The sequence below is a fragment of the Peribacillus sp. TH14 genome, from assembly GCF_016651145.1.
GTDB classification, from domain to species: Bacteria; Bacillota; Bacilli; order Bacillales; family DSM-1321; genus Peribacillus; species Peribacillus butanolivorans.
In genome coordinates this window covers 4,580,950-4,600,552 of record NZ_JAEKEK010000001.1, presented here as the reverse complement: position 1 = coordinate 4,600,552, position 19,603 = coordinate 4,580,950, and the positions used below count along the sequence as shown (strand labels likewise).

Sequence of the window (19,603 nt, the reverse complement as noted above, 5' to 3'; positions counted from 1 at the left end):
TTTCTTGTGATAATGCCTTTTTCATTTTATATTTTACTCTTTATTATATTTCATCAGAATTTACATTTTATAAAAATTGAAAACAATTACTGAATGGCACTTTTCAGGAACTTCAATATAAAACTTCTAGAAACCTCAGTAAATTCATAATCCCTCCCTTCCCTTTCATACATATTACTATCTACCCTACTCCCCCTATTGCACTCAAACTCAAAAGTATAAAATCGTTTTATCATATTTAAAAGGCAGTTATAATTTACACTTTTAAAAATTCAGGCTTTATATTATTAGCATTTTCTTTTTGTATTATATATTTTTGAACCACCCTAAACTGTGATAAAGGCTTAGTTTTTTCTATAAAAAAATCCTAAATTAGTTATTTCGTTATAGCATATTTTTAAAACTAATGTATAATAACTGTTGGTAATCTTTGTTTAGTAAGTATTTTCAAGGGTTTTTACTACTAAATAAGTAACACATTCTAACAAATTTTTTTGAAACATCAACTAGGGGGAGCAATATGAGTTATTATAACCCGCAACAAATGGCGAAAATTGCAATCAAAGCAGGAACTAAGAAAGCAACATTGCCGCTAACTAGTCTAATAATACTAGGTTTCCTAGGTGGGGCCTTTATCGCTTTGGGCTATTTATTTAACATAAGGGTCACCGCAGGCTTACCACATGAGTGGGGTACACTGAATAACTTAATAGGTGGTTTAGTATTCCCGTTAGGTTTAATACTTACTGTAATTGCCGGCGGAGAATTATTAACTGGAAATATGATGGCTGTATCGATGGCTGCGCTTGCTAAAAAAGTATCTGTTAAACAATTATCAATAAACTGGATCTTAATTGCTATAACCAACTTCGCAGGTGCCATTTTTGTTGCTTACTTTTTCGGACATCTACTTGGATTGACCGAAACTGACATCTTTTTGAATAAAACGATAGCTGCAGCACAATCAAAGGTTGATGCCAATTTTATCGAAGCATTCATTTCAGCTGTCGGCTGTAATTGGCTGGTAGCCCTGGCTATTTGGATTACATACAGCGCTGAAGATACTACAGGAAAAATCATTGGATTGTTCTTGCCGATTTGTGCTTTCATTACACTTGGATTCCAGCATATTGTTGCCAATATGTTTGTCATTCCAGCAGGAATTTTCGTTGGTGCCGTTACTTGGGGTGAGTATTTTATGAACTTTATCCCAGTCTTCCTTGGAAATGCTGTTGGTGGTGCCATTCTCGTAGGCGGTCTGTATTACGGAGCTTATGCACGTCAGGACAAAAAAGTTGTAGAAGAAATAAAGTATATAAAAAAATCATCATAATTTTTTTAATACAAGGCCTTCATTTTCCAATGGAGGTTTGTTTTTCATTTTAACCAAAGAATTTTGGTATTTTAATATGAGGTTTCAGTCTGCCTCTTACTTGAAATATATTGGTTTATTAAAGAACTTCAATGATTCTGTGAAGTAAATGAGATGAATGCATCTGCCCTAAATTAGAAATTACTTTAGAATACACCCTTTGTTCCGAATTACGAAATATTTGAATTCTAATTAAAGGTAGAATCAACATCTCGCTTGAAAACAGTCTGTACTTGAACCATCTAATGTCAAATTACATCTATTTCCCCCTAATCATTTATTACTGTTGGTATTATTGTTTAACTCTAAGCCTAACAAGGGTATTAAGTAGCTGATGAGATTTAGGGGGGATTGTCTTGTGGATAAACAAACCATTTTTTAAGTATGCATGTGGAATTATCTTAATAATTTTAATTATTTTTTTGCTAGGCAAGATTGATTATATTCTTTTGCCGATTCAAAAAATCATTACAGCAATGTTTTTCCCAATCATTGTGGCTGGACTCTTATACTATATATTACGACCTGTCGTTAACTTTTTAACTAAATTTATACCAAGGACAGTCAGCATTTTTATTGTCTTCTTGGTTATATTTGGAATAATCGGGACAGGCAGCTACTTTGGAAGTCCTGTAGTCATGGATCAATTCCAAAATTTATCTGCTAACCTTCCAAGCAAAGTCAAGGAATTCTCTAAGGAATCTGAAGACATGATAGAACAAAATGATTTTGGTATGGTTAATATAAAAGACTTGAAAGCAAATGGCATATCTCATTTTAAAAATTATTCTGAAAAACTTATAGAAAATGTTAATACCATATTCTCTGCGATTACAAGTGTTCTAACTGTACTGGTTATTACACCATTTATCTTATTTTATTTCTTGAAGGATGGAGATAAGCTAAGACCGTTTTTATTAAAGTATATACCGAATGAAGTTGAACCAGAAGGGAACGCGATTTTAAAAGATGTAGATAAAACCCTTTCAACTTATATCATCGGCCAATTCATCGTTTCAATCGTAATAGGGGCTTTTATGTATGTGGGGTACCTAATTATTGGACTCGATTATGCACTCGTATTAGCCCTTTTCGCAATGATTTTTACCGTTGTACCCTTTCTAGGTCCATTAATCAGCGTTATTCCAGCCCTTTTCATAGCCTTACAGCAAGATGTAGGGTTGGCTGTAAAAGTACTCATTGTCCTTACTGTCGTTCAACAAGCAGAAGGCCACCTCGTTACTCCGAATATTATGGGGAAACGACTTAATATTCACCCATTAACCATTATCTTATTGCTACTTGCTGCCGGTTCAATATACGGATTCATTGGAATTCTTATAGCCATCCCTGCTTATTCTGTGGTTAAAACGATTATAGGAAACTTCAGAAAGTTTTATAGGTTAAGGAAGATGAATACATAATTAACAGATTTGCTATCTGATCAACTTTTCCAACTGATAAAACAAAAAGTGGCCTATACATAAAGCAGATAGGCATCCTTTTTATTTTATTTAGGTAATTGAATATAACTTCATTAATCACTCATGAATTTCAACAACCCTATAGGAGTTTACTAAAAAAACGCTGATTGAATTTTTCAGCGTTTTTTTATAAATTTTCTAACCAATTGTTTGATAAATGCTTTGACACTGTTTTTCTTTTTAACTTGATTGAACTGCTTCTTCTTCTCAATATAAATCTCTTCTTTATTTATGGCATTTTTTTCTGCAAGTACTAGGCCTAATTCGGAGTTATGGTCTTTGTTTAGGACAATTTTGTAAGGTATATTATGTCGATTAGCTAATTTAATATATTTCCCTAGGTATTGATAGTCCATTTGACCATTTAAAAACAAATTTGACAGAGGAAATTGCTTCATCATTTCCTCGATCTCTGGATATACATTTAGTTCAAATACTTGAGGTTTTTTTAGGACGACAATAACGCGCTCTCGTAATGTGCCAAGGAATTCCCTTCGTTCACCAGGCTTTATTTCTTTTGGACCGTACATTCCTTGTTCAAGGTAGTCCTCTACTTTTAAGCGTGACAATCTTTTCCCACCTCCGGTTTCACTTCAATAATGTATGTAATGTGACCACAAACAGTGCCCTGCTTTCTTTTTAGTAATTTTGCAACGATAAAAATCCGATTTGAGTAAATCCTTCTTATTTTAAGTTTACCTTTCCTTTGAAAAAATGTCACTTTAGCTTCACTTCGTGCATAGGATAGTATATGCGTGAATATGCAGGTACTTAAATAAGGGACGGGGAAAACATGAAAAAATTTATCGTATTTGTATTAATGTTCTTTTTTTGTTTTGGTGGATACAGTAATTCTTCAAATGCAGCATCAAAACAGCTGATTATCATCAATAAGTCCAATAATCAGCTTGCCTACTATGAAAATAATAAATTAGTGAGAGTATTTATTGTAGCGACTGGAAAAAAATCCTCCTACACTCCTGAAGGAAAGTTTAAGGTAGTTACAAAGATTGTCAATCGCCCCTATTATAAAGGTAAAATTAGAGGAGGAGATCCTAAAAATCCTCTAGGCAATCGATGGTTGGGGATTAATGCACGAAATACACCAGGAAATACGTATGCAATACATGGAAATAATGATTCAAAGTCCATTGGAAAATATATAAGTGCCGGCTGTGTTCGTATGTATAATGAAGATGTAAAGTGGTTATATGGTAAGGTTAATATGAACACAACCGTCATAATTACCAGTTCCAGTAAATCATTTGCTTCCATAGCGGCTACAAATGGATATAAGGTTAACGGATCAGAGAGTATCCCAGTGGGGAACACAATTTCAATTTTAAAGAAAGGAAGCAACGGACCACAAGTACGTGAACTTCAAAAAAGATTAACAACTCTTGGATATAGTACAAAGGGAATAGATGGGGTATTTGGAAATAATACAGAAATAGCTGTAAAGAAATTCCAGAAGAATAACAAACTAACACCTGATGGGGTAGTTGGACCAAAAACGAAGAAAGCCCTAGGAATTAAATAATCGATCATTGATATCATCTGTTATTGATGATATCTTTTTTTTGGCTAGATTTTAGTCTAAAATGTAACAATTATTACATTATCATACATTTCGGTTCCTTTTTCCCACCTTCACTTGTAAAATTTATGTTATAATTTATACATAAACAGCTAATCATAACCGCATTGTCTTTCATTACATACAAGGAGGGAATACAAATGTACGATGAACTACTCATAAATATAATTAAAGTAACTTTTGTTGCCGGTACTATATCAATGTTTGTGATTTTAGGATTCGTTAAAGGGCGCCATTTTTAATTTTTTTCCCACTTCTTAATATGAACTTCATTGCCTGATTACTTTATATTTCTTTTTATAATGGTAATCAGGTTAATTTTCCCACAGAAAAGAAGCATATCCTCTAGGCATGCTTTACTTTACCAGTTATCCGTTTTATCTAATAATTGATCAATGTCAAATGTATAGAGATGGAATGGAACTGACTCTTCGGCAATCTCTTCTGTAGCTAGCAACAATTGGTCGATATCTATAATAGCCAAAACAGTCTGCCTCCCTTTTAGTTTAAGTAATTTTTACCCTCATGTTTAATATATTAAACATTACGTTCAAAAGATATTTTATTTGAGGGTATCTTTACCTATTTCTACATTTGAGATTTATTTAAGGTGCAGTGAACTTGTTTCATCTACTCCTTGTGAAGAAAGCGTATTTATCAATTTAACAAGCTTATATAACGTTCCACTACAGATAGTTACACCGGGTAGATTATGGAAAATTGATTTTTTATTAATGTGGTAATTGTCTTTCTCTGGAGAATATACAACAATTTTCTTATTTAAAGACAAAGCATATCCAAGCTCATAAAGATTTCCTTTACCTGCAGTAAGAAAAATTAGCATAAAATCTGCATCCTCAATTCCCTTTTTTTCGTACTCCCCTATACTATCTATAACTCCTTGTTTATCGTCGTTCTCGATTAAATTCCAGTCATTTACACATGTAAATCCCTTGGCATTCAATTTCTTTATCAACGATCTAACTTGCTTCAAATTTTTTTCGTCTGATGCTATATAATATTTCATTCATATACCTCCAAATCTTTAACTATTGATACTTTTTACCTAGATTACCTTTACTATACATATTCGTTATAGAGAACGCAATATCCTTTCCAAAAAAATATTAATTTTAATAAATAAGGATTATTTCTTTAAGTATTTGTTTTTCATGGTTTTATTTAATTTTAAAAAACAAAACCATCATTCCTCTATAGGTAATGATGGTTTTGTTTTCAATAGTCTCTTTCCCCTTTGCTCCCATACTATAACTCAATAATCGGATGGCTCTCCATGCCTTCAGGAAAAAAGGTCTCATCTTATATCTCTTCATTTGCTATCATTGTTTTCCTGGTTTTGCGAAACAAGTAAGCCTTTTTAGGCTCGAAAATACAAGACCCAATATCTTTGTAACGGTTTTTACATACCTTCCGTTTTTACAACTTCTAAAGGACTCATAGATGTTATTATTATCAAACAAAAAACCTTGTCTTCTACCAGGCAAGGTTTTTTTATTTCTCATATATGATATTTTCTATTTCAATGCGAAATGGAGCAGCCTCGCATATATTAATACCTCTATCTAAATTCACTTTTTCCATTTCACTGGCATCAGGGATTGTTTTTTTGTCGTGAATAAAATGTTCGACCATGGATTCTAACAGTTCTTGAGCACAAGCTAAAGCTTCGACCCGATTTCTGCCGCTAACGGTTGAGATAAATCCATTTCGCTTAAAATCTGGAAAACAAACTTGAACGGAAAATGAGTCTAATATTAAGGGGTGTTTTTCGTAATAAAAAACGGCTGGATACTCATAGATCTGAACGGTCAAAAATATCATCCCTCCTATGAATCTTTAGGTTTTTATGTTAATTATAGCACAAAATTCCACCTAAAATAGTTTCAACTTATTTTTCTTTGTCAAGTTTGCATTTGAAATTTAATAAACCATACTGTCCGTATTTACTGTGAAAAAAAATAACACTAGAAAAATAAGAATCATAATCACATTTAGGATTATTCCGATAATACTACATATTTTACCAGCAGTCACCAAACCATTTCCAGATTCCCCCGATTGGGCCATTTCTTTTTTACTCTTTGAAGCAAAAATCAAACCTAGAATACCTAATATAATTCCGATGAATGGAATAAGAAGAGATAAAATCCCCATAATTAATGATACAATTGCTTTACTATTACTTTGTTTAATTTCAGACAATTATTCCACCTACTTTCTTTTTTACTTATATATACGGTTTATGTCAGTAAAAGATTCATTTATTGAGTAATTCATTACAAACTACTTTTTGATACAATGCCAATTGAGTGGATTGAATCCTCCAAATAAAACATGAATGTTAAAAAAACCGACTCAAATAATGAGTCGGATTTTTTAAGTTCGTTTCAATTCAAGTCTCTGTGCTACTATAGACAAACTATAATTAACGACGAAATACATGAGAGCAACGAGAATTAAAATTGGTATTAAAAATTTTTGACTTTGCCCATAAATAATTTGGCCATGATGAGTTAGCTCCGGTAATGATATAACAACCGCTAAAGAGGTATCCTTTAATAAAGATATAAATTGACTGACAATAGGAGGTACCATGCGGCGCAAAGCCTGAGGGAGGATGATATGTATCAATGCCTGTACATAGCTCAAACCTGATGAACGCGCAGCCTCCATTTGGCCTTTATCAACGGATTTTAATCCACTTCGAATTACCTCAGAAAGCATGGCTGACTCAAAAATTGTCAAGGCAACGATAGCGACCGGAATGATCTCTAATTTTATTCGTACCTCTGGTAAAGCAAAATACGTAAAAAATATAATTAATAGCAATGGTAAATTACGTACTGTTTCCACAATCATTGCTAATATTTGTGATAACACTGGCACTTTTGCATACCGGATTATTCCCACAAGCCCACCAATAATGAAACTCAAAATAATAGATACAAAGGCCACCTGTATTGTTACCCAAAAACCTTCTAATAAAAATTTGATATTATCTGGTGTATAGGCACCTGCAAAATCCATGTCTTATACCTCCCTCAATTACTCTTAGCCAGACGTTTTTCTAAATAACCAACGCCAAGACTTAAAGGAATGGTAAGAATTAAGTAAAAAGCTGCGACGAAAATATAGACATCGAATACAATAAATGTCCTTGAAGAAATCAAATCACCATGGTACATAAGATCAAGCCCAGCAACCACGGCTAAAATGGAAGAATTTTTAACAAGATTGATAAATTGGTTTCCGAGCGGGGGAATAACTATTTTTACTGCTTGTGGCAGAATGACAAGTCTCATTGCCTGCCCATAAGTCAGTCCTGATGAACGCGCAGCTTCCATTTGGCCCTTTGGTACAGAAAGTATACCAGCTCGAATGGCTTCTGCTATAAAAGATGACGTATAAATAGTTAAGGCTAAGGTTCCTGCGTATATTCCACTTAATTTAAGACCTAAAAAGAAGAAAAATGTAATAATCAATAACGGAATATTTCGAATAATCTCGACATAGGCGGTTCCAAACCAGTTTAGTGGCTTTAGCGGGGCTATCCGCATAATAGCAACAAGCACACCAAGAATCAAACTCGCTACCAACGCTATCAAACTCGACATGATTGTATTTTTGAAGCCTACTAAATACATATCTAGATTCTCTGTTAAAATGGAGAAATCAAGCACGGCATACACTCCCCTAACTAATCAGGATGAGTAATTTGCTCATCCTGACAGATGACAATGTTTAAACTTCAGAATTATTATAAAAATCCAATTTAAACTTATTCACCTTTTTAAAAGGTAAATGTATTAATGTTTAATCCATTTATCATGGATTTCATCATACTTGCCTGAATCTTTAAGAGATTTAAGTGCCTTATTCAATTCAGCCACAAAGTTTTCATTTCCTTTTTTAACAGCAATTCCATAAGGTTCGTCTGTAAATGTACCACCAACAAGCTCATAATTCGGATCTTCATCTGCCATTCCATAAAGGATGGAATCATCTGTAGTTAAGGCTTCGCCTTGGCCAGACTTAAGTGCAGCAAATGCTTCAGAATAGTTTTCAAATTCCAGTACTTGTGCGTCAGGAGCTTTTTCACGGATATTTATGGCTGAAGTAGAACCTTTTACAGCCAATACCTTTTTACCTTCTAAACTATCAATACCTTTAATATCGCTTCCTTTTTTAACAAGTAAAGATTGTCCAGCATCAAAGTATACATCAGTGAAATCAACTTCTTTTTTTCGATCATCTGTGATTGTCATAGTAGCTACAATCGCATCGATATCTCCATTATTCAATAATGCCATTCTTGTTTTCGAAGTTACTTCTTTGAATTCAACTTTCTTTTCGTCACCAAGAATCTCAGCTGCAAGAGCTTTAGCAATATCAATATCAAAGCCTTCTACCTCACCTGTACTCGGGTTTTTCAAGCCGAATAACCGTGTATCATTTTTTACGCCGAAAACAATCTTATCATTATCCTTTACCTGTGTTAGAACGTCTTTATCTTTGTCTTTGCTTCCGCTTTCTTTACCATTATTGGACACTTTGTCCCCGCCACAGCCAGCTAATAAAATTACAGCCAGTACTGAAAGCAATGATAATTGCAACCACTTTTTTTTCTTCAACATGTTATTCACCCCTGTTTTTTATTTAATGATTTAATATACGGCTAAGAAATAATCGAGCCCTCTCTTCACGAGGATTTGCGTAAAACTCAGCCGGTATTGCCTCTTCTAAAACCTTGCCCTCGTCCATGAAAACGATTCGATCTGCGACTTCACGGGCAAATCCCATTTCGTGCGTTACTACGACCATCGTCATTCCTTCATGGGCAAGTGCCTTCATTACATCCAGTACCTCGCCAATCATTTCTGGATCCAAGGCTGAGGTTGGTTCATCAAACAACATGATTTCCGGTCCCATAGCCAAGCCTCTGGCAATGGCTACCCGCTGCTGCTGTCCACCTGAAAGCTGCGAAGGAAAAGAATTTGCTTTATCTGCAATTCCCACCTTTTCCAAATACTTTTGCGCGATTTTTTTCGCTTCAGCATCTGTTTGTCCTAAAACCTTCTTAGGAGCAAGCATGATATTCTCAAGCACGGTTTTATGAGGATAGAGATGAAAATGTTGAAAAACCATACCAATATTTCGGCGCAGCTTGTTTATATCTGTTTTTTTATCCGCTACATTCAAACCGTTAACCGAAAGTGAACCTTCTGATATCGTTTCTAAGCGATTAATACAACGAAGCAGTGTACTTTTTCCAGAACCGGATGGACCAATGACAACAACTACTTCCCCTTTGTTAATTGTAAGATTAATATTTTTCAAAACATGAAAATCACCATAATACTTATTAACTTGATCAAAAACAATCATAATTAACCTCCCTAAGCCTATAAGATATGTAAAAGTGATTAAAGTCCGAAAATTAATAATAATCAGAATTCTAAATATATAAAGTTGCAATCTGTTGGGTAAAAAATCTTCTTTTTAATATCTATCTGAAATCATAAGTTAAAACTTCATCTTCTATTATTTCCCTTGAAACGATGAAAATATATAAGACGATTATTAAAGCTATATTAAACTAGTAATTTAAATATCATATTCTATCATTACATTTTTATTATATCTAATACTTCTTAAAATTACCATATAAACTTAAAATTGTTAAAAACCTCATTGTGTTTCATGATATTATTGCTATATTTCATAAATTTCACCTAATTAGGTCCATTTTACCACTCGTTTTTTTCCTCCATAATCAAAAAAAGTATTTATTTCCCAAAATACCAGTCAGTGGTACGTACGTTTTAGCGGAAGACAGCAAATGTTAATAAAACAAGTAGACCAATAAAAAAGACAGCAATACGCCGTCTTTTTTATTCCTTTATAGCATCTTCAAACGGCGCTGAAAATAGACCTTTTGGTCCCAACATATCCGTTTCCGATTCACGACTTTCCCCATCCACAATATAATAACCTGCAGGAAAAAAATCAAACAAATTACTTTCCTTATGCAGCTTTAAGAAATACTCGTATAGATCATCCATAAGTTGTTGGTGTTCTTCTAACTTTATGATTTCACCACATTCATCAATTTCAAAATTTTCGTTAATCGCATCTTGAAGTTCTTCATGATTTGAAGCGGCGATATAAAGATCCACATCTCCACATTCCATACATAGCAGAAGTCTTTCTTCCCGCACCTCTTCATAGGAGTTTTGAACAATTTCTTTTAAAACGGAATCAATTTTGTCAGGATTAGCTAGTTGGATTTTAGTCTGAAACACAAAATCTCCTCCCCAGTTTTTTTAAAAATAATTGTATAGAAAATTATAAACTAGTCAGCGCAGAAAATAAAAAAAGTAAGCTCAGCTTTAAGATTTTATGCTAAATTCCACATGCCAGACTGCCCGATTTTTCTTTAGTTGAATCATTCCAATACACTATAGCTACGCATCCTGTAACAAGATCCTGCATCATTCCAAACTTCTCCAGGAAGTTTTCTTTTTTTATTTTTGAAGTTAAATTAGCATATAGGATTTTATGAATCTTGTGGTGTTAAAATATCCTGAATGCCGCATAATTATCTCCTATCAATTCATTACATAAAAAACTCCATTCCTGCCGACGACTCCATATCGAACATCCTTAGCCGTTATTTTGCGATCTTTGCATTGTTTCATAACCCATTCTTTGTTGTAGACAGAGGTTAAATTTTTTGTAATAATTACACCATTAAATATGAGTTCAATGGGAATTTCGGAAGATAATAGATCTTTATCTTTCTTCAATAATGGTTGGTATTCTTCTTTTTTTGAATCGAAAGTTTACCACTAACTTCGAGTATTGCTGTTTCAATTTGATCTATCTTAAATACCCCTTGTTCCCTGATTTGCTGTTTTAAATCATCGATAGAATATTTAGCTTTTCTCATGTTGAACTCATTGATTTCCCCTTTTTCAATAATAATAATAGGCTGTCCTGATAAGTATTTTCGAAAACCTCTTTGTTTGAAAGAAAAAATAGAAGATAGAAAAAAGATAAAAATCAGTGTTAGAAAAGAAGCGAGTGTTGGAAAAAATTTAAGGTTTGTATCAAATCCCATATTTGCAATATAGGAGCCAACTGTTACGGATAAAGCAAAACTATAATAATTTAGTTGGGAATTCATGCGTTTACCAAACAAGTATGTAAAAACAAGTAAGACTATATAGGAAATACCTGTACGAATAATTGGTTGCATTAAGTCTTCCATGAAAAGCTCCTTTTAGTATGTTTCAAATTTCATTGAGATTTCTTATTCCAATAAATACAACAGATCTAAATTAAACCCGTATACTTTTCGTGGTTTTCTCCTTCCATATATAAAAAAATCCACTCACTTTATTTGCTCTATAAACCATCATAATTATTATGTCCATTTTTTTCAAAGCCTTATGATTGATAATAGCTGCATTTGTCATAGACAGCTTAATTCCTTAGTTTGAGTTGTTCTACTAATGCTATTTCTATTTACCCTTGCCGCTACTAAGTTCAGACAGAGTAATACCGTTACAATTATTAAGTAACTTTCCTAACTTAGGCCTTTTCTATTCTTTCCTACCCATAACTTTAAATCAGATCTCTTAGCTATTTTTCGTTCCCTATTATTGACTGATCTTTACGTCTTTATTCACCATCTATTATTTGGTTTTCGCAAAAATATTGTGAAATATGAAGAAGCATTTTCCATTGGCAATTACCCCATCCTTATTAAGCGTTATTCTCTTGAATCTTGCAGTTATGATTAATCCAGTCTTTATCGGAATCGCTGCAGGTCTTCTCCTAATTGCGCTAATTGGGGTACCGTTCTGAAAATGCGGTTTTACAACATTAAGTATATCTTTCTAACGATTCCCACCTATACAAAGAGAAAAATAGTCATTGGGCAACCTTTTCTGAAATCCCTTTATAGTAAAATTAACATTTCGAAAGGATGGTTAACTTGATGCTAACTAAAGAGAAAAAACTGTACTCACCCACTTATCTATCATCTATTATCGTTCTTAATTTCTTTTTGATGGGTATTTATTTATTAGGGTTTTTGTTTTTTTTCATCTACTTGGATGGATGCATTGCTTTTTATCCACGTATCTCTTATTGCATAATAAGTAATTATCCTTATACACTTTTGCAATGTAAAAAAACTTGTACAGTTTATTCATGTACAAGTTTTTCACACATCTTATTCATGGCCAAGAGGTTTAATCAGATTTAATCTTGACGCCTTTTTCGCCGATAAAATATCAAATACAATTCCTATTGCAGAGAAAAAGAAGCTCCAAGAATATTCTGCCACAAAATAAGAAATGGCTGTACTATATATATACGTATTCATAGCGAATAAAGCTTGAAGCTCACTTCTGAATTTGCTATTTTTTTCAACAGTCATTAATACTTCAAGAGTAATAAAAACCGATATAATTTGGGACAAAATCCCTGTAATAATCAAAGTAATATTTCGGTTTGTTTTTTTGTAGGTACGGAAAGATTTTAAGTTTCATAATAAACTAATGTTTCCTAATTAATTTTCATAAATATTAAAATATTAATCTATAATACAAAGAAAAAGACGATAGGAAGCGTAATCAAACTTAAGGATGTACTAATGAACGTGGCACTTGATACAAATTCAGGCTCCGTATTAAATTGGAGCGCGTACATCGTGGTGTTAGCTGCCGTCGGCATAGCAGCTACGATAATCATAATATGCCTGACCATATCATCTACCGGCAAAGCAAGTGATAATAGGAAAGCAATGGCTGGAGATATAGCAAGCTTTACCAGCAACGAGATAGAGAGCTTTTGTAGCGCGATTTTTTTTAGTGAGATGTTGGCAAGCTGCATTCCAAGTGTAATCATAATTGTCGGAATTGCCGCATTTGCAACAAGGTTGACGGCTTCCATAACCGAATTGCTTAAAGGAATGTTCACAAACTTAAAAACTACACCTGCAATTGCTCCGTACACAATCGGCATCCTACACACAGCTTTAAGTGCAGAATGTACTCCGTTACCTTCCGGACTTCCCTTTGCAGCAAAATATATACCTATTGTACACATGACTAACTGCTGGCCTACCATTAGAATGATGGCATAATCAAGTCCTGTCTGCTCCAAATAGAAGGAAAATGACTGGTGTTCCGTAATTTCCATTATTCATGAATGCGGACGCTAAGATCATCCCACTCGTTTCCGTTACTGTATAATTACGAAAAAACGAAATGATATAGACAACTAAAATAAGAGAAAGACAGAGTACAATCGTGAATAAAAACAGATAAAAATAATTAACATTAAATTCAGCTGTATAAAACGTACGGAACACAAGAAAAGGTGACATTAAATATAATGTCGCCGTCGAAATGGATTTTGTATCAAGTTGAAACTTTTTTTGACCGACGAACCCTAAAACAAAAATACCGAATATCGGTAAAAGAACTCCCAAAAACCCCATACATTTCACCTTCATAATCTTAATGATTTTCTTCTAACAATATCAGTTTTAAAATAATTTGTAAAAATACTTCTCAATAATTTTAATATTATCGACGTTATATTTACTAACACAAAAGTATTTTTCATTATTTTCTGAAAATATTATTCAACTTTTATCCATATATGGTATATTATTTATTGTATTTACGTCATGAAATATCACACAAACTCTTTACTGTTTATCAAAAATATTTTAAGGGGTGTTTTAATTGGATGTAAAATTCATGGAGATGGCAGTTCAACTTGCATATGAAAATGTATTGGCAAAGAACGGAGGACCATTTGGGGCTATTATTGTAAAAGATGGCGTGATTGTTGGAAGAGGTTGTAATAATGTGACAACAGCCAATGATCCGACCGCTCATGCTGAAGTACAAGCGATTCGTGATGCTTGCAGAAATCTTAACAGTTACCAGCTTACTGATTGTGAAATATACACAAGCTGCGAACCGTGCCCAATGTGTATCGGTGCTCTTTATTGGGCCCGTCCAAAAGTGATTTATTACGCTTGTACAAAAGAGGATGCTGCCTGTATCGGCTTCGATGATCATTTTATATACCAAGAACTCGCCCTACCAATGGAGAACCGTTCTATTAAAATGCAGCAAATACCTTTCAATAACCATGATTTACCTTTCCGTACATGGGAGACATATTCGAAAAAAGTGAAATACTAATCGGAAAGTTTTTTTGAAAAGGAGGGTATGATAATGGAAAAAAGTTTGCTTCAAAGGAGAATCGACGTTGCGTCAGGAAGAAAGCCTGCTGATTGCATCATTAAAAATGGTCGGATTATTGATGTATTTAATGGTGATACCTATACTGGCGACATCGCAATCGTGGACGGTTTTTTTGCCGGTATTGGAAGTTACGAGGGCAAATCAGAAATTGAAGCCGCTGGTAAATATGTTTCACCCACCTTTATCGATGGTCATGTCCATATTGAATCCTCAATGGTTCGTCCTTCTGAACTAGCAAAAATACTGCTTTTACATGGAGTGACCTGTATTGTTGCAGATCCGCATGAAATTGCCAACGTTTCAGGAACAAAGGGCATTCAATACATGATCGAACAATCCAATGACCTTCCTTTTGACTTCTACTTTATGATGCCATCTTGTGTACCGGCGACAAAATTCGAACATTCAGGTGCTGTCTTAAATAACGAAGATCTAACTCCATTCTATCAAAATCCAAGGGTGCTTGGTTTAGCCGAAGTGATGAATTTTCCAGCCGTCTCCAATACAGAAGAGGATATGCTGCAAAAATTAAACGATGCAATAAAACATGGCAAAAACATTGATGGCCACGCCGCGGGCTTAACCGAACAACAGCTCAATGTTTATATGTCTGCAGGTATTAAAACCGATCATGAATGCACAACAGCAAAAGAGGCAAAAGAGAGACTTCGTAAAGGAATGTATCTTATGATCAGGGAGGGCACTGTTGCAAAAGACTTAATAAACCTGGTTCCAGCCATAAACGAGAGAAATTCCCGTCGTTGTTTATTTGTCACAGATGACCGACATCTGGATGATATTGTGTCAGAAGGAAGCATTGACCATAACGTTCGACTTTCCATAGAAAATGGCATTCCCCCTCTGACTGCAATTCAAATGGCGACCATTAACGCGGCCGAATGCTTTGGGTTAAAGGAACACGGGGCAATTGCACCTGGATATAGGGCAGACTTTCTTCTATTTGATGATCTTGTTTCTCTCCAAATTCACTCCGTATTTAAAGATGGAAATCTTATTGTACAAAATAATCAACTAATAAACTTTCCGGAAAGCAAGGAATGTATTATGGAAAATGATTTAAAACATTCTGTAAACCTTCATAATATAACAGAGAAAGATTTATCCATTCAGCTCAAAAATAAATTGGCTAATATTATTGAAATAACACCAAACAGCTTGATTACAAAGCACCTAATTGAACCGGTTTATCTAAATAATGGCCTATTCCAATTTTCTGAACGAAATGATCACATTAAGCTCGCAGTTATTGAACGGCATCATGTGACAAAACAAATAGGGCTCGGAATTGTCAAAGGACTTGGCTTGCAATCAGGTGCGATTGCCACGACAGTCGCCCATGATTCACATAATTTAATCATTGCGGGCACGAATGATCAGGATATGCTCATAGCAGCAACGGAAATTAAAAAGATGCAGGGTGGATTAGTCGTAATCCAAGATGGAAGAACACTTGCTTCCCTTCCTCTCCCTATTTCCGGATTAATGAGCACAGGTACTTATAATGAAGTTGTTGATTCCTTAAAAAGGATCGACGAGGCGTTATTAACACTCGGTGCTAATCGCCATTTCAATCCTTTCCTGACTCTCGCCTTTTTAGCACTTCCTGTTATCCCGGAAATTAAACTGACAGACCAAGGCTTATTTTCGGTCTCCTCTTTTATGCACATCTCTATCGATGCAGTTTTACCAGTCAATAGAATGGAAATTAATTAATCCCCTAAAAGGGGGATTTTTATTCATTTAAAAACTTTTACATAATAAAGGTTCCAACTCCACTTAAACCGGGAAAAAGGTATATATGTGCTTTCTATGTTAAAATAAACTCAAATCTTTCTTGGAGGGGATAAATATGGTAAAACAGAATCAACAAACCATTATAGGATATATAGGAACATACACAAAAGGAAACAGTAAGGGCATTTATCGTTTTACTCTCGATACAGTTGAAGGAAAAATAAGTACACCTGTACTTGCAGCAGAATTAACCGATCCAACATATATCACAATTAGCGAAGACAATAAGCATCTATATGCCATATTAAAGGAAGCAGGAAGCGGCGGTGTTTCTGCCTACTCCATCAATGAAGATTCAAGCGATCTTACTTACCTAGGCAAACAACTTACACCTAATGGGTCTTCTTGCCATATCAGTATTGATAGCGAGAAACACATTTTAGTTACTTCCAATTACGGAGACGGCATTATTGAAGCTTATCAACTTCAGAAAGATGCGACCCCCCTACCTGTATCATCCACTATCCGCCATGAAGGAAAAGGACCGAATAAGGATCGTCAGGAAAAAGCACATACACACTTTGCAGGGTTCACACCGGATGAAAAGTTCATAGCGGTAGTCGATCTCGGAATTGATAAAGTCATCACCTATAAAATACATAATGGAGTCTTGGAAGAAGTAAATAGTCTATCAATAGCTCCCGGCAGCGGCCCCCGGCATCTGACCTTCCACCCTAATGGAAAATTTGCATTTGTGATGGCAGAGCTAGTACCCGAAGTTATTGTGTTAAGCTACGACAGCTTAAACGGGCGCTTTTCTGAATTACAAACAGTACGGACTGTTCCAGAAGATTTTAGTGAAAATAATCAAGGCAGTGCCATTCATATTTCAGCGGATGGGCATTTCGTATATGCCGCAAACCGTGGACATGATAGTATTGCTGTTTTCCAAACTAATCATGCAACCGGTAATCTTACATTAGTTGAACTGGTATCAACCGAAGGCCACTGGCCACGGGACTTTGCAATAGATCCTAGCGGGAAATTCCTTGTTGCTTCTAATGAAGAATCAGGAAACTTGACACTATATTCTCGGAATGAAAGCACTGGAAAATTAACATTACTTCAAAAGGATGTTCAAGTTCCCTTCCCTGTATGTGTGAAATTTCTTCAAGGCTAATCTTATTGGTAATACCTAAAAAAAGGATTGGAGCTAAACTACAGCTTCAATCCTTTTCTTTTTCAATAAACAAATGCATTATTATCTAATATATCCATTTATAAAATTGATTTTTTTAATCTATTTTTACGACAGACTTTCAAATTTGATAATAATAAATGAATAAATTTATTTAACTACTTCCATACCTCCACCATTTCTGGGAAATCAATAAATGGATTTCGGTTACCCTGCACTTCAAATATAGCTTGGTTTCTATGCTTTTCATAAAGACTGACTGGGAAAAGCTGATGCCATTCTAACAATAGTTCCATGTTAACATTGGCGCTATCAATGATCCCCTCATATCGGAGTAAAAAATACAGAGTCGCCCTGGCCACAATACCTTTACCATATTCTGGCTCGAATTTTCCTTCCTCTGTCTTTCCGCAACCCTCTTTTATACCTCTAGATGATACCTCAGGCACATAATCCTTGAAGTCATGATATGGATAGTTCCCTCGGCTACTGTTACAAGTTGGTTCACAGGCAAATAAGTGATGCAAATCCCCCCTCATCGGTTCTTTTTTATTAAACCATGATTGAGGTACGACATGTTCGCAATTAACGATATTATTTTCAACATTTGATGTTTGAATGTCTTTTGTCAAGATTTCAAGGATACGAATATCTTCCTCAATGACCTGCACAGGGTCCATCCTTTTCCCGGAATACAAACTTTTCAGCTTGCCGTTTTCCTGTAAATCAACCCATGGATAAACATGACGATGTGGGGAGTAGTTCAGCTGGTTTTTGTGGGTGGTTACAAGCAGGTTGTTCAGTCTTTCTCTGTCCCAAGAGCCAGCCTGATAGTATTCTTCCTGAATTTTTCGATCTTTTTTTTCATCGTAGTATTCACGGTTTTCACTGAATTTCACAAGTTCAGCCAATGCCAATTCTCGTTCCCTTTCAAGTAATTCCAAACTATTCTTCATCCACTCATCCCCCCGCCTTTTATTAAACCTAACTTTTACCATATTTAAAGTTTAATAGATTTCTATTCAGAATAAAAGGTGCTTTAGAAGTGTCTAACGTAGAATTTCAATAAAATGGGTAAGAATTTTCGCCGTCATTCCCCAGATTACTCGGCCGTTATACAAGTAGAAATATTCTTCCATTTGTCTAGGCTGCCATTTATAATTTTCCCCGCCAACTACTAATTTGTGGGGGAAGTTTTCGGGTGGTTCGACTCTATAGTTCACATGATAGATCTCTGGCGGTTTTTCCATAAAAAAAGACAGGGGTACCGTAAAAATTGTTTCCACTTCAGAAGGGTTAGGTGTTATTTGATGATGGTTACGGACAAATCCTGCATAGGGATAAACAATCATCCCAAACGGAGAAACCAGATAATCAATCGGAAAGACATTATATATATCTTCCTTTTTCAAACCAAGTTCTTCATGTGTTTCCCTGAGAGCTGCTGCCTGCTCATTACTATCCTGTTTATCGATTCTTCCGCCTGGAAAACAAATATCCCCTGGCTGCCTTCTTAGTTTGTGTGATCTCTCTTCAAAAAGAACATGTATGCCATCTTCTTTTTCTAAGAGAGGTAAAAGCACTGCATACTTTGAGAAATTCCCACTCCCTAAAATTTCGGGGTTATGTAAAGTTAATTTTTTGGTTATGTCTTCATTTTTCATGTCCCACACCTCTTTTGACTGATAATAATAAAGATGAGATCTTTTGTTCTCCAATCATTTATTATAATTCTATTTTCAAACATCTTGTATAACTAAGCAAGGAAAACGATTCCATTGTATTATCTTTAATATGTACAATGTTTATCATTCATTTAAACAATAAGGTAGCTATTCTTTTTAGTTTTAGTTGTTTTTCAGCATCCGTATGCTAAACAATATT

21 protein-coding genes and 1 pseudogene are annotated in these 19,603 nt (G+C 34.6%); 7 read left to right on the top strand and 15 right to left on the bottom strand.

Going from position 1 to position 19,603, the window contains the following annotated elements:
- Positions 1-520 precede the first annotated feature (520 nt).
- Both JFU50_RS22400 and JFU50_RS22395 read left to right on the top strand, forming a co-directional pair.
- Positions 521-1,333, top strand: coding sequence for a formate/nitrite transporter family protein (locus tag JFU50_RS22400; RefSeq protein ID WP_201185168.1), 813 nt, complete (start codon positions 521-523; stop codon positions 1,331-1,333).
- A 395-nt stretch (positions 1,334-1,728) separates the two neighbouring features.
- On the top strand, positions 1,729-2,796 hold the full coding sequence (locus tag JFU50_RS22395; protein WP_201185170.1) for an AI-2E family transporter: 1,068 nt from the start codon (positions 1,729-1,731) through the stop codon (positions 2,794-2,796).
- A 176-nt stretch (positions 2,797-2,972) separates the two neighbouring features.
- Here JFU50_RS22395 and JFU50_RS22390 read toward each other — a convergent pair whose 3' ends face one another.
- The gene (locus JFU50_RS22390) at positions 2,973-3,425 is read right to left on the bottom strand and encodes a YueI family protein (RefSeq protein WP_082527393.1); all 453 of its coding nucleotides are present in this window, start codon (positions 3,423-3,425) and stop codon (positions 2,973-2,975) included.
- Between the two features lie 224 nt (positions 3,426-3,649).
- On the opposite strand from JFU50_RS22390, the gene JFU50_RS22385 reads away from it, so the two are divergent.
- Positions 3,650-4,396: a L,D-transpeptidase family protein gene (locus JFU50_RS22385; RefSeq protein WP_201185172.1), complete on the top strand. Its 747-nt coding sequence runs from the start codon at positions 3,650-3,652 to the stop codon at positions 4,394-4,396.
- A gap of 418 nt (positions 4,397-4,814) precedes the next feature.
- On the opposite strand, the gene JFU50_RS31565 is transcribed toward JFU50_RS22385, so the two are convergent.
- The 10 genes from JFU50_RS31565 to JFU50_RS32025 form a co-directional block, all read right to left on the bottom strand.
- Positions 4,815-4,937, bottom strand: a complete 123-nt coding sequence (locus JFU50_RS31565) for a hypothetical protein (protein ID WP_255264044.1) — start codon at positions 4,935-4,937, stop codon at positions 4,815-4,817.
- Positions 4,938-5,054: 117 nt separating this feature from the next.
- Positions 5,055-5,480: a nucleoside 2-deoxyribosyltransferase gene (locus tag JFU50_RS22380; protein WP_201185174.1), complete on the bottom strand. Its 426-nt coding sequence runs from the start codon at positions 5,478-5,480 to the stop codon at positions 5,055-5,057.
- Between the two features lie 485 nt (positions 5,481-5,965).
- Positions 5,966-6,286 (bottom strand): type II toxin-antitoxin system HicB family antitoxin, encoded by a 321-nt coding sequence (locus JFU50_RS22375; protein ID WP_201185176.1) that lies wholly within the window; start codon positions 6,284-6,286, stop codon positions 5,966-5,968.
- Positions 6,287-6,394: 108 nt separating this feature from the next.
- The gene (locus tag JFU50_RS22370; protein WP_201185178.1) at positions 6,395-6,676 is read right to left on the bottom strand and encodes a DUF4190 domain-containing protein; all 282 of its coding nucleotides are present in this window, start codon (positions 6,674-6,676) and stop codon (positions 6,395-6,397) included.
- A gap of 174 nt (positions 6,677-6,850) precedes the next feature.
- Complete coding sequence (locus tag JFU50_RS22365; RefSeq protein WP_201224199.1) at positions 6,851-7,501, bottom strand: amino acid ABC transporter permease; 651 nt, start codon at positions 7,499-7,501, stop codon at positions 6,851-6,853.
- Between the two features lie 14 nt (positions 7,502-7,515).
- Positions 7,516-8,154: an amino acid ABC transporter permease gene (locus tag JFU50_RS22360; protein ID WP_201185179.1), complete on the bottom strand. Its 639-nt coding sequence runs from the start codon at positions 8,152-8,154 to the stop codon at positions 7,516-7,518.
- A 126-nt stretch (positions 8,155-8,280) separates the two neighbouring features.
- Positions 8,281-9,108, bottom strand: a complete 828-nt coding sequence (locus tag JFU50_RS22355) for a transporter substrate-binding domain-containing protein (RefSeq protein ID WP_201224198.1) — start codon at positions 9,106-9,108, stop codon at positions 8,281-8,283.
- A gap of 22 nt (positions 9,109-9,130) precedes the next feature.
- A complete protein-coding gene (locus JFU50_RS22350; protein WP_053346386.1) occupies positions 9,131-9,859 on the bottom strand; it encodes an amino acid ABC transporter ATP-binding protein in 729 nt (242 codons plus the stop codon).
- A gap of 506 nt (positions 9,860-10,365) precedes the next feature.
- Positions 10,366-10,776 carry a hypothetical protein gene (locus tag JFU50_RS22345; RefSeq protein ID WP_201185182.1) on the bottom strand — a complete coding sequence of 137 codons (411 nt, stop codon included), beginning with the start codon at positions 10,774-10,776 and terminating at the stop codon, positions 10,366-10,368.
- Positions 10,777-11,276: 500 nt separating this feature from the next.
- Positions 11,277-11,744, bottom strand: coding sequence for a DUF421 domain-containing protein (locus JFU50_RS32025; protein ID WP_201224197.1), 468 nt, complete (start codon positions 11,742-11,744; stop codon positions 11,277-11,279).
- Between the two features lie 458 nt (positions 11,745-12,202).
- Here JFU50_RS32025 and JFU50_RS22335 point away from each other — a divergent pair, with 458 nt between their 5' ends.
- Positions 12,203-12,343, top strand: coding sequence for a hypothetical protein (locus JFU50_RS22335; RefSeq protein ID WP_201224195.1), 141 nt, complete (start codon positions 12,203-12,205; stop codon positions 12,341-12,343).
- 370 nt (positions 12,344-12,713) lie between these two features.
- Here JFU50_RS22335 and JFU50_RS22330 read toward each other — a convergent pair whose 3' ends face one another.
- Together JFU50_RS22330 and JFU50_RS22325 are read right to left on the bottom strand one after the other, a co-directional pair.
- Positions 12,714-12,920 carry a hypothetical protein gene (locus JFU50_RS22330; protein ID WP_201224193.1) on the bottom strand — a complete coding sequence of 69 codons (207 nt, stop codon included), beginning with the start codon at positions 12,918-12,920 and terminating at the stop codon, positions 12,714-12,716.
- A gap of 161 nt (positions 12,921-13,081) precedes the next feature.
- A pseudogene (locus tag JFU50_RS22325) lies at positions 13,082-13,985 on the bottom strand (AEC family transporter).
- 265 nt (positions 13,986-14,250) lie between these two features.
- Here JFU50_RS22325 and JFU50_RS22320 point away from each other — a divergent pair.
- The 3 genes from JFU50_RS22320 to JFU50_RS22310 all read left to right on the top strand — a co-directional run bounded on the left by JFU50_RS22320 (position 14,251) and on the right by JFU50_RS22310 (position 17,701).
- Positions 14,251-14,703 (top strand): nucleoside deaminase, encoded by a 453-nt coding sequence (locus JFU50_RS22320; RefSeq protein ID WP_397443434.1) that lies wholly within the window; start codon positions 14,251-14,253, stop codon positions 14,701-14,703.
- Between the two features lie 27 nt (positions 14,704-14,730).
- Complete coding sequence (gene ade / locus JFU50_RS22315; protein WP_201224188.1) at positions 14,731-16,500, top strand: adenine deaminase; 1,770 nt, start codon at positions 14,731-14,733, stop codon at positions 16,498-16,500.
- Positions 16,501-16,636: 136 nt separating this feature from the next.
- On the top strand, positions 16,637-17,701 hold the full coding sequence (locus JFU50_RS22310) for a lactonase family protein (protein WP_201224186.1): 1,065 nt from the start codon (positions 16,637-16,639) through the stop codon (positions 17,699-17,701).
- 176 nt (positions 17,702-17,877) lie between these two features.
- Here JFU50_RS22310 and JFU50_RS22305 read toward each other — a convergent pair whose 3' ends face one another.
- Entirely contained in the window at positions 17,878-18,675 is a 798-nt protein-coding gene (locus JFU50_RS22305) for an endonuclease I family protein (RefSeq protein WP_201224184.1), read from the bottom strand.
- A gap of 93 nt (positions 18,676-18,768) precedes the next feature.
- Positions 18,769-19,383 (bottom strand): NUDIX hydrolase, encoded by a 615-nt coding sequence (locus JFU50_RS22300; protein WP_201185190.1) that lies wholly within the window; start codon positions 19,381-19,383, stop codon positions 18,769-18,771.
- Positions 19,384-19,603: the final 220 nt, after the last annotated feature.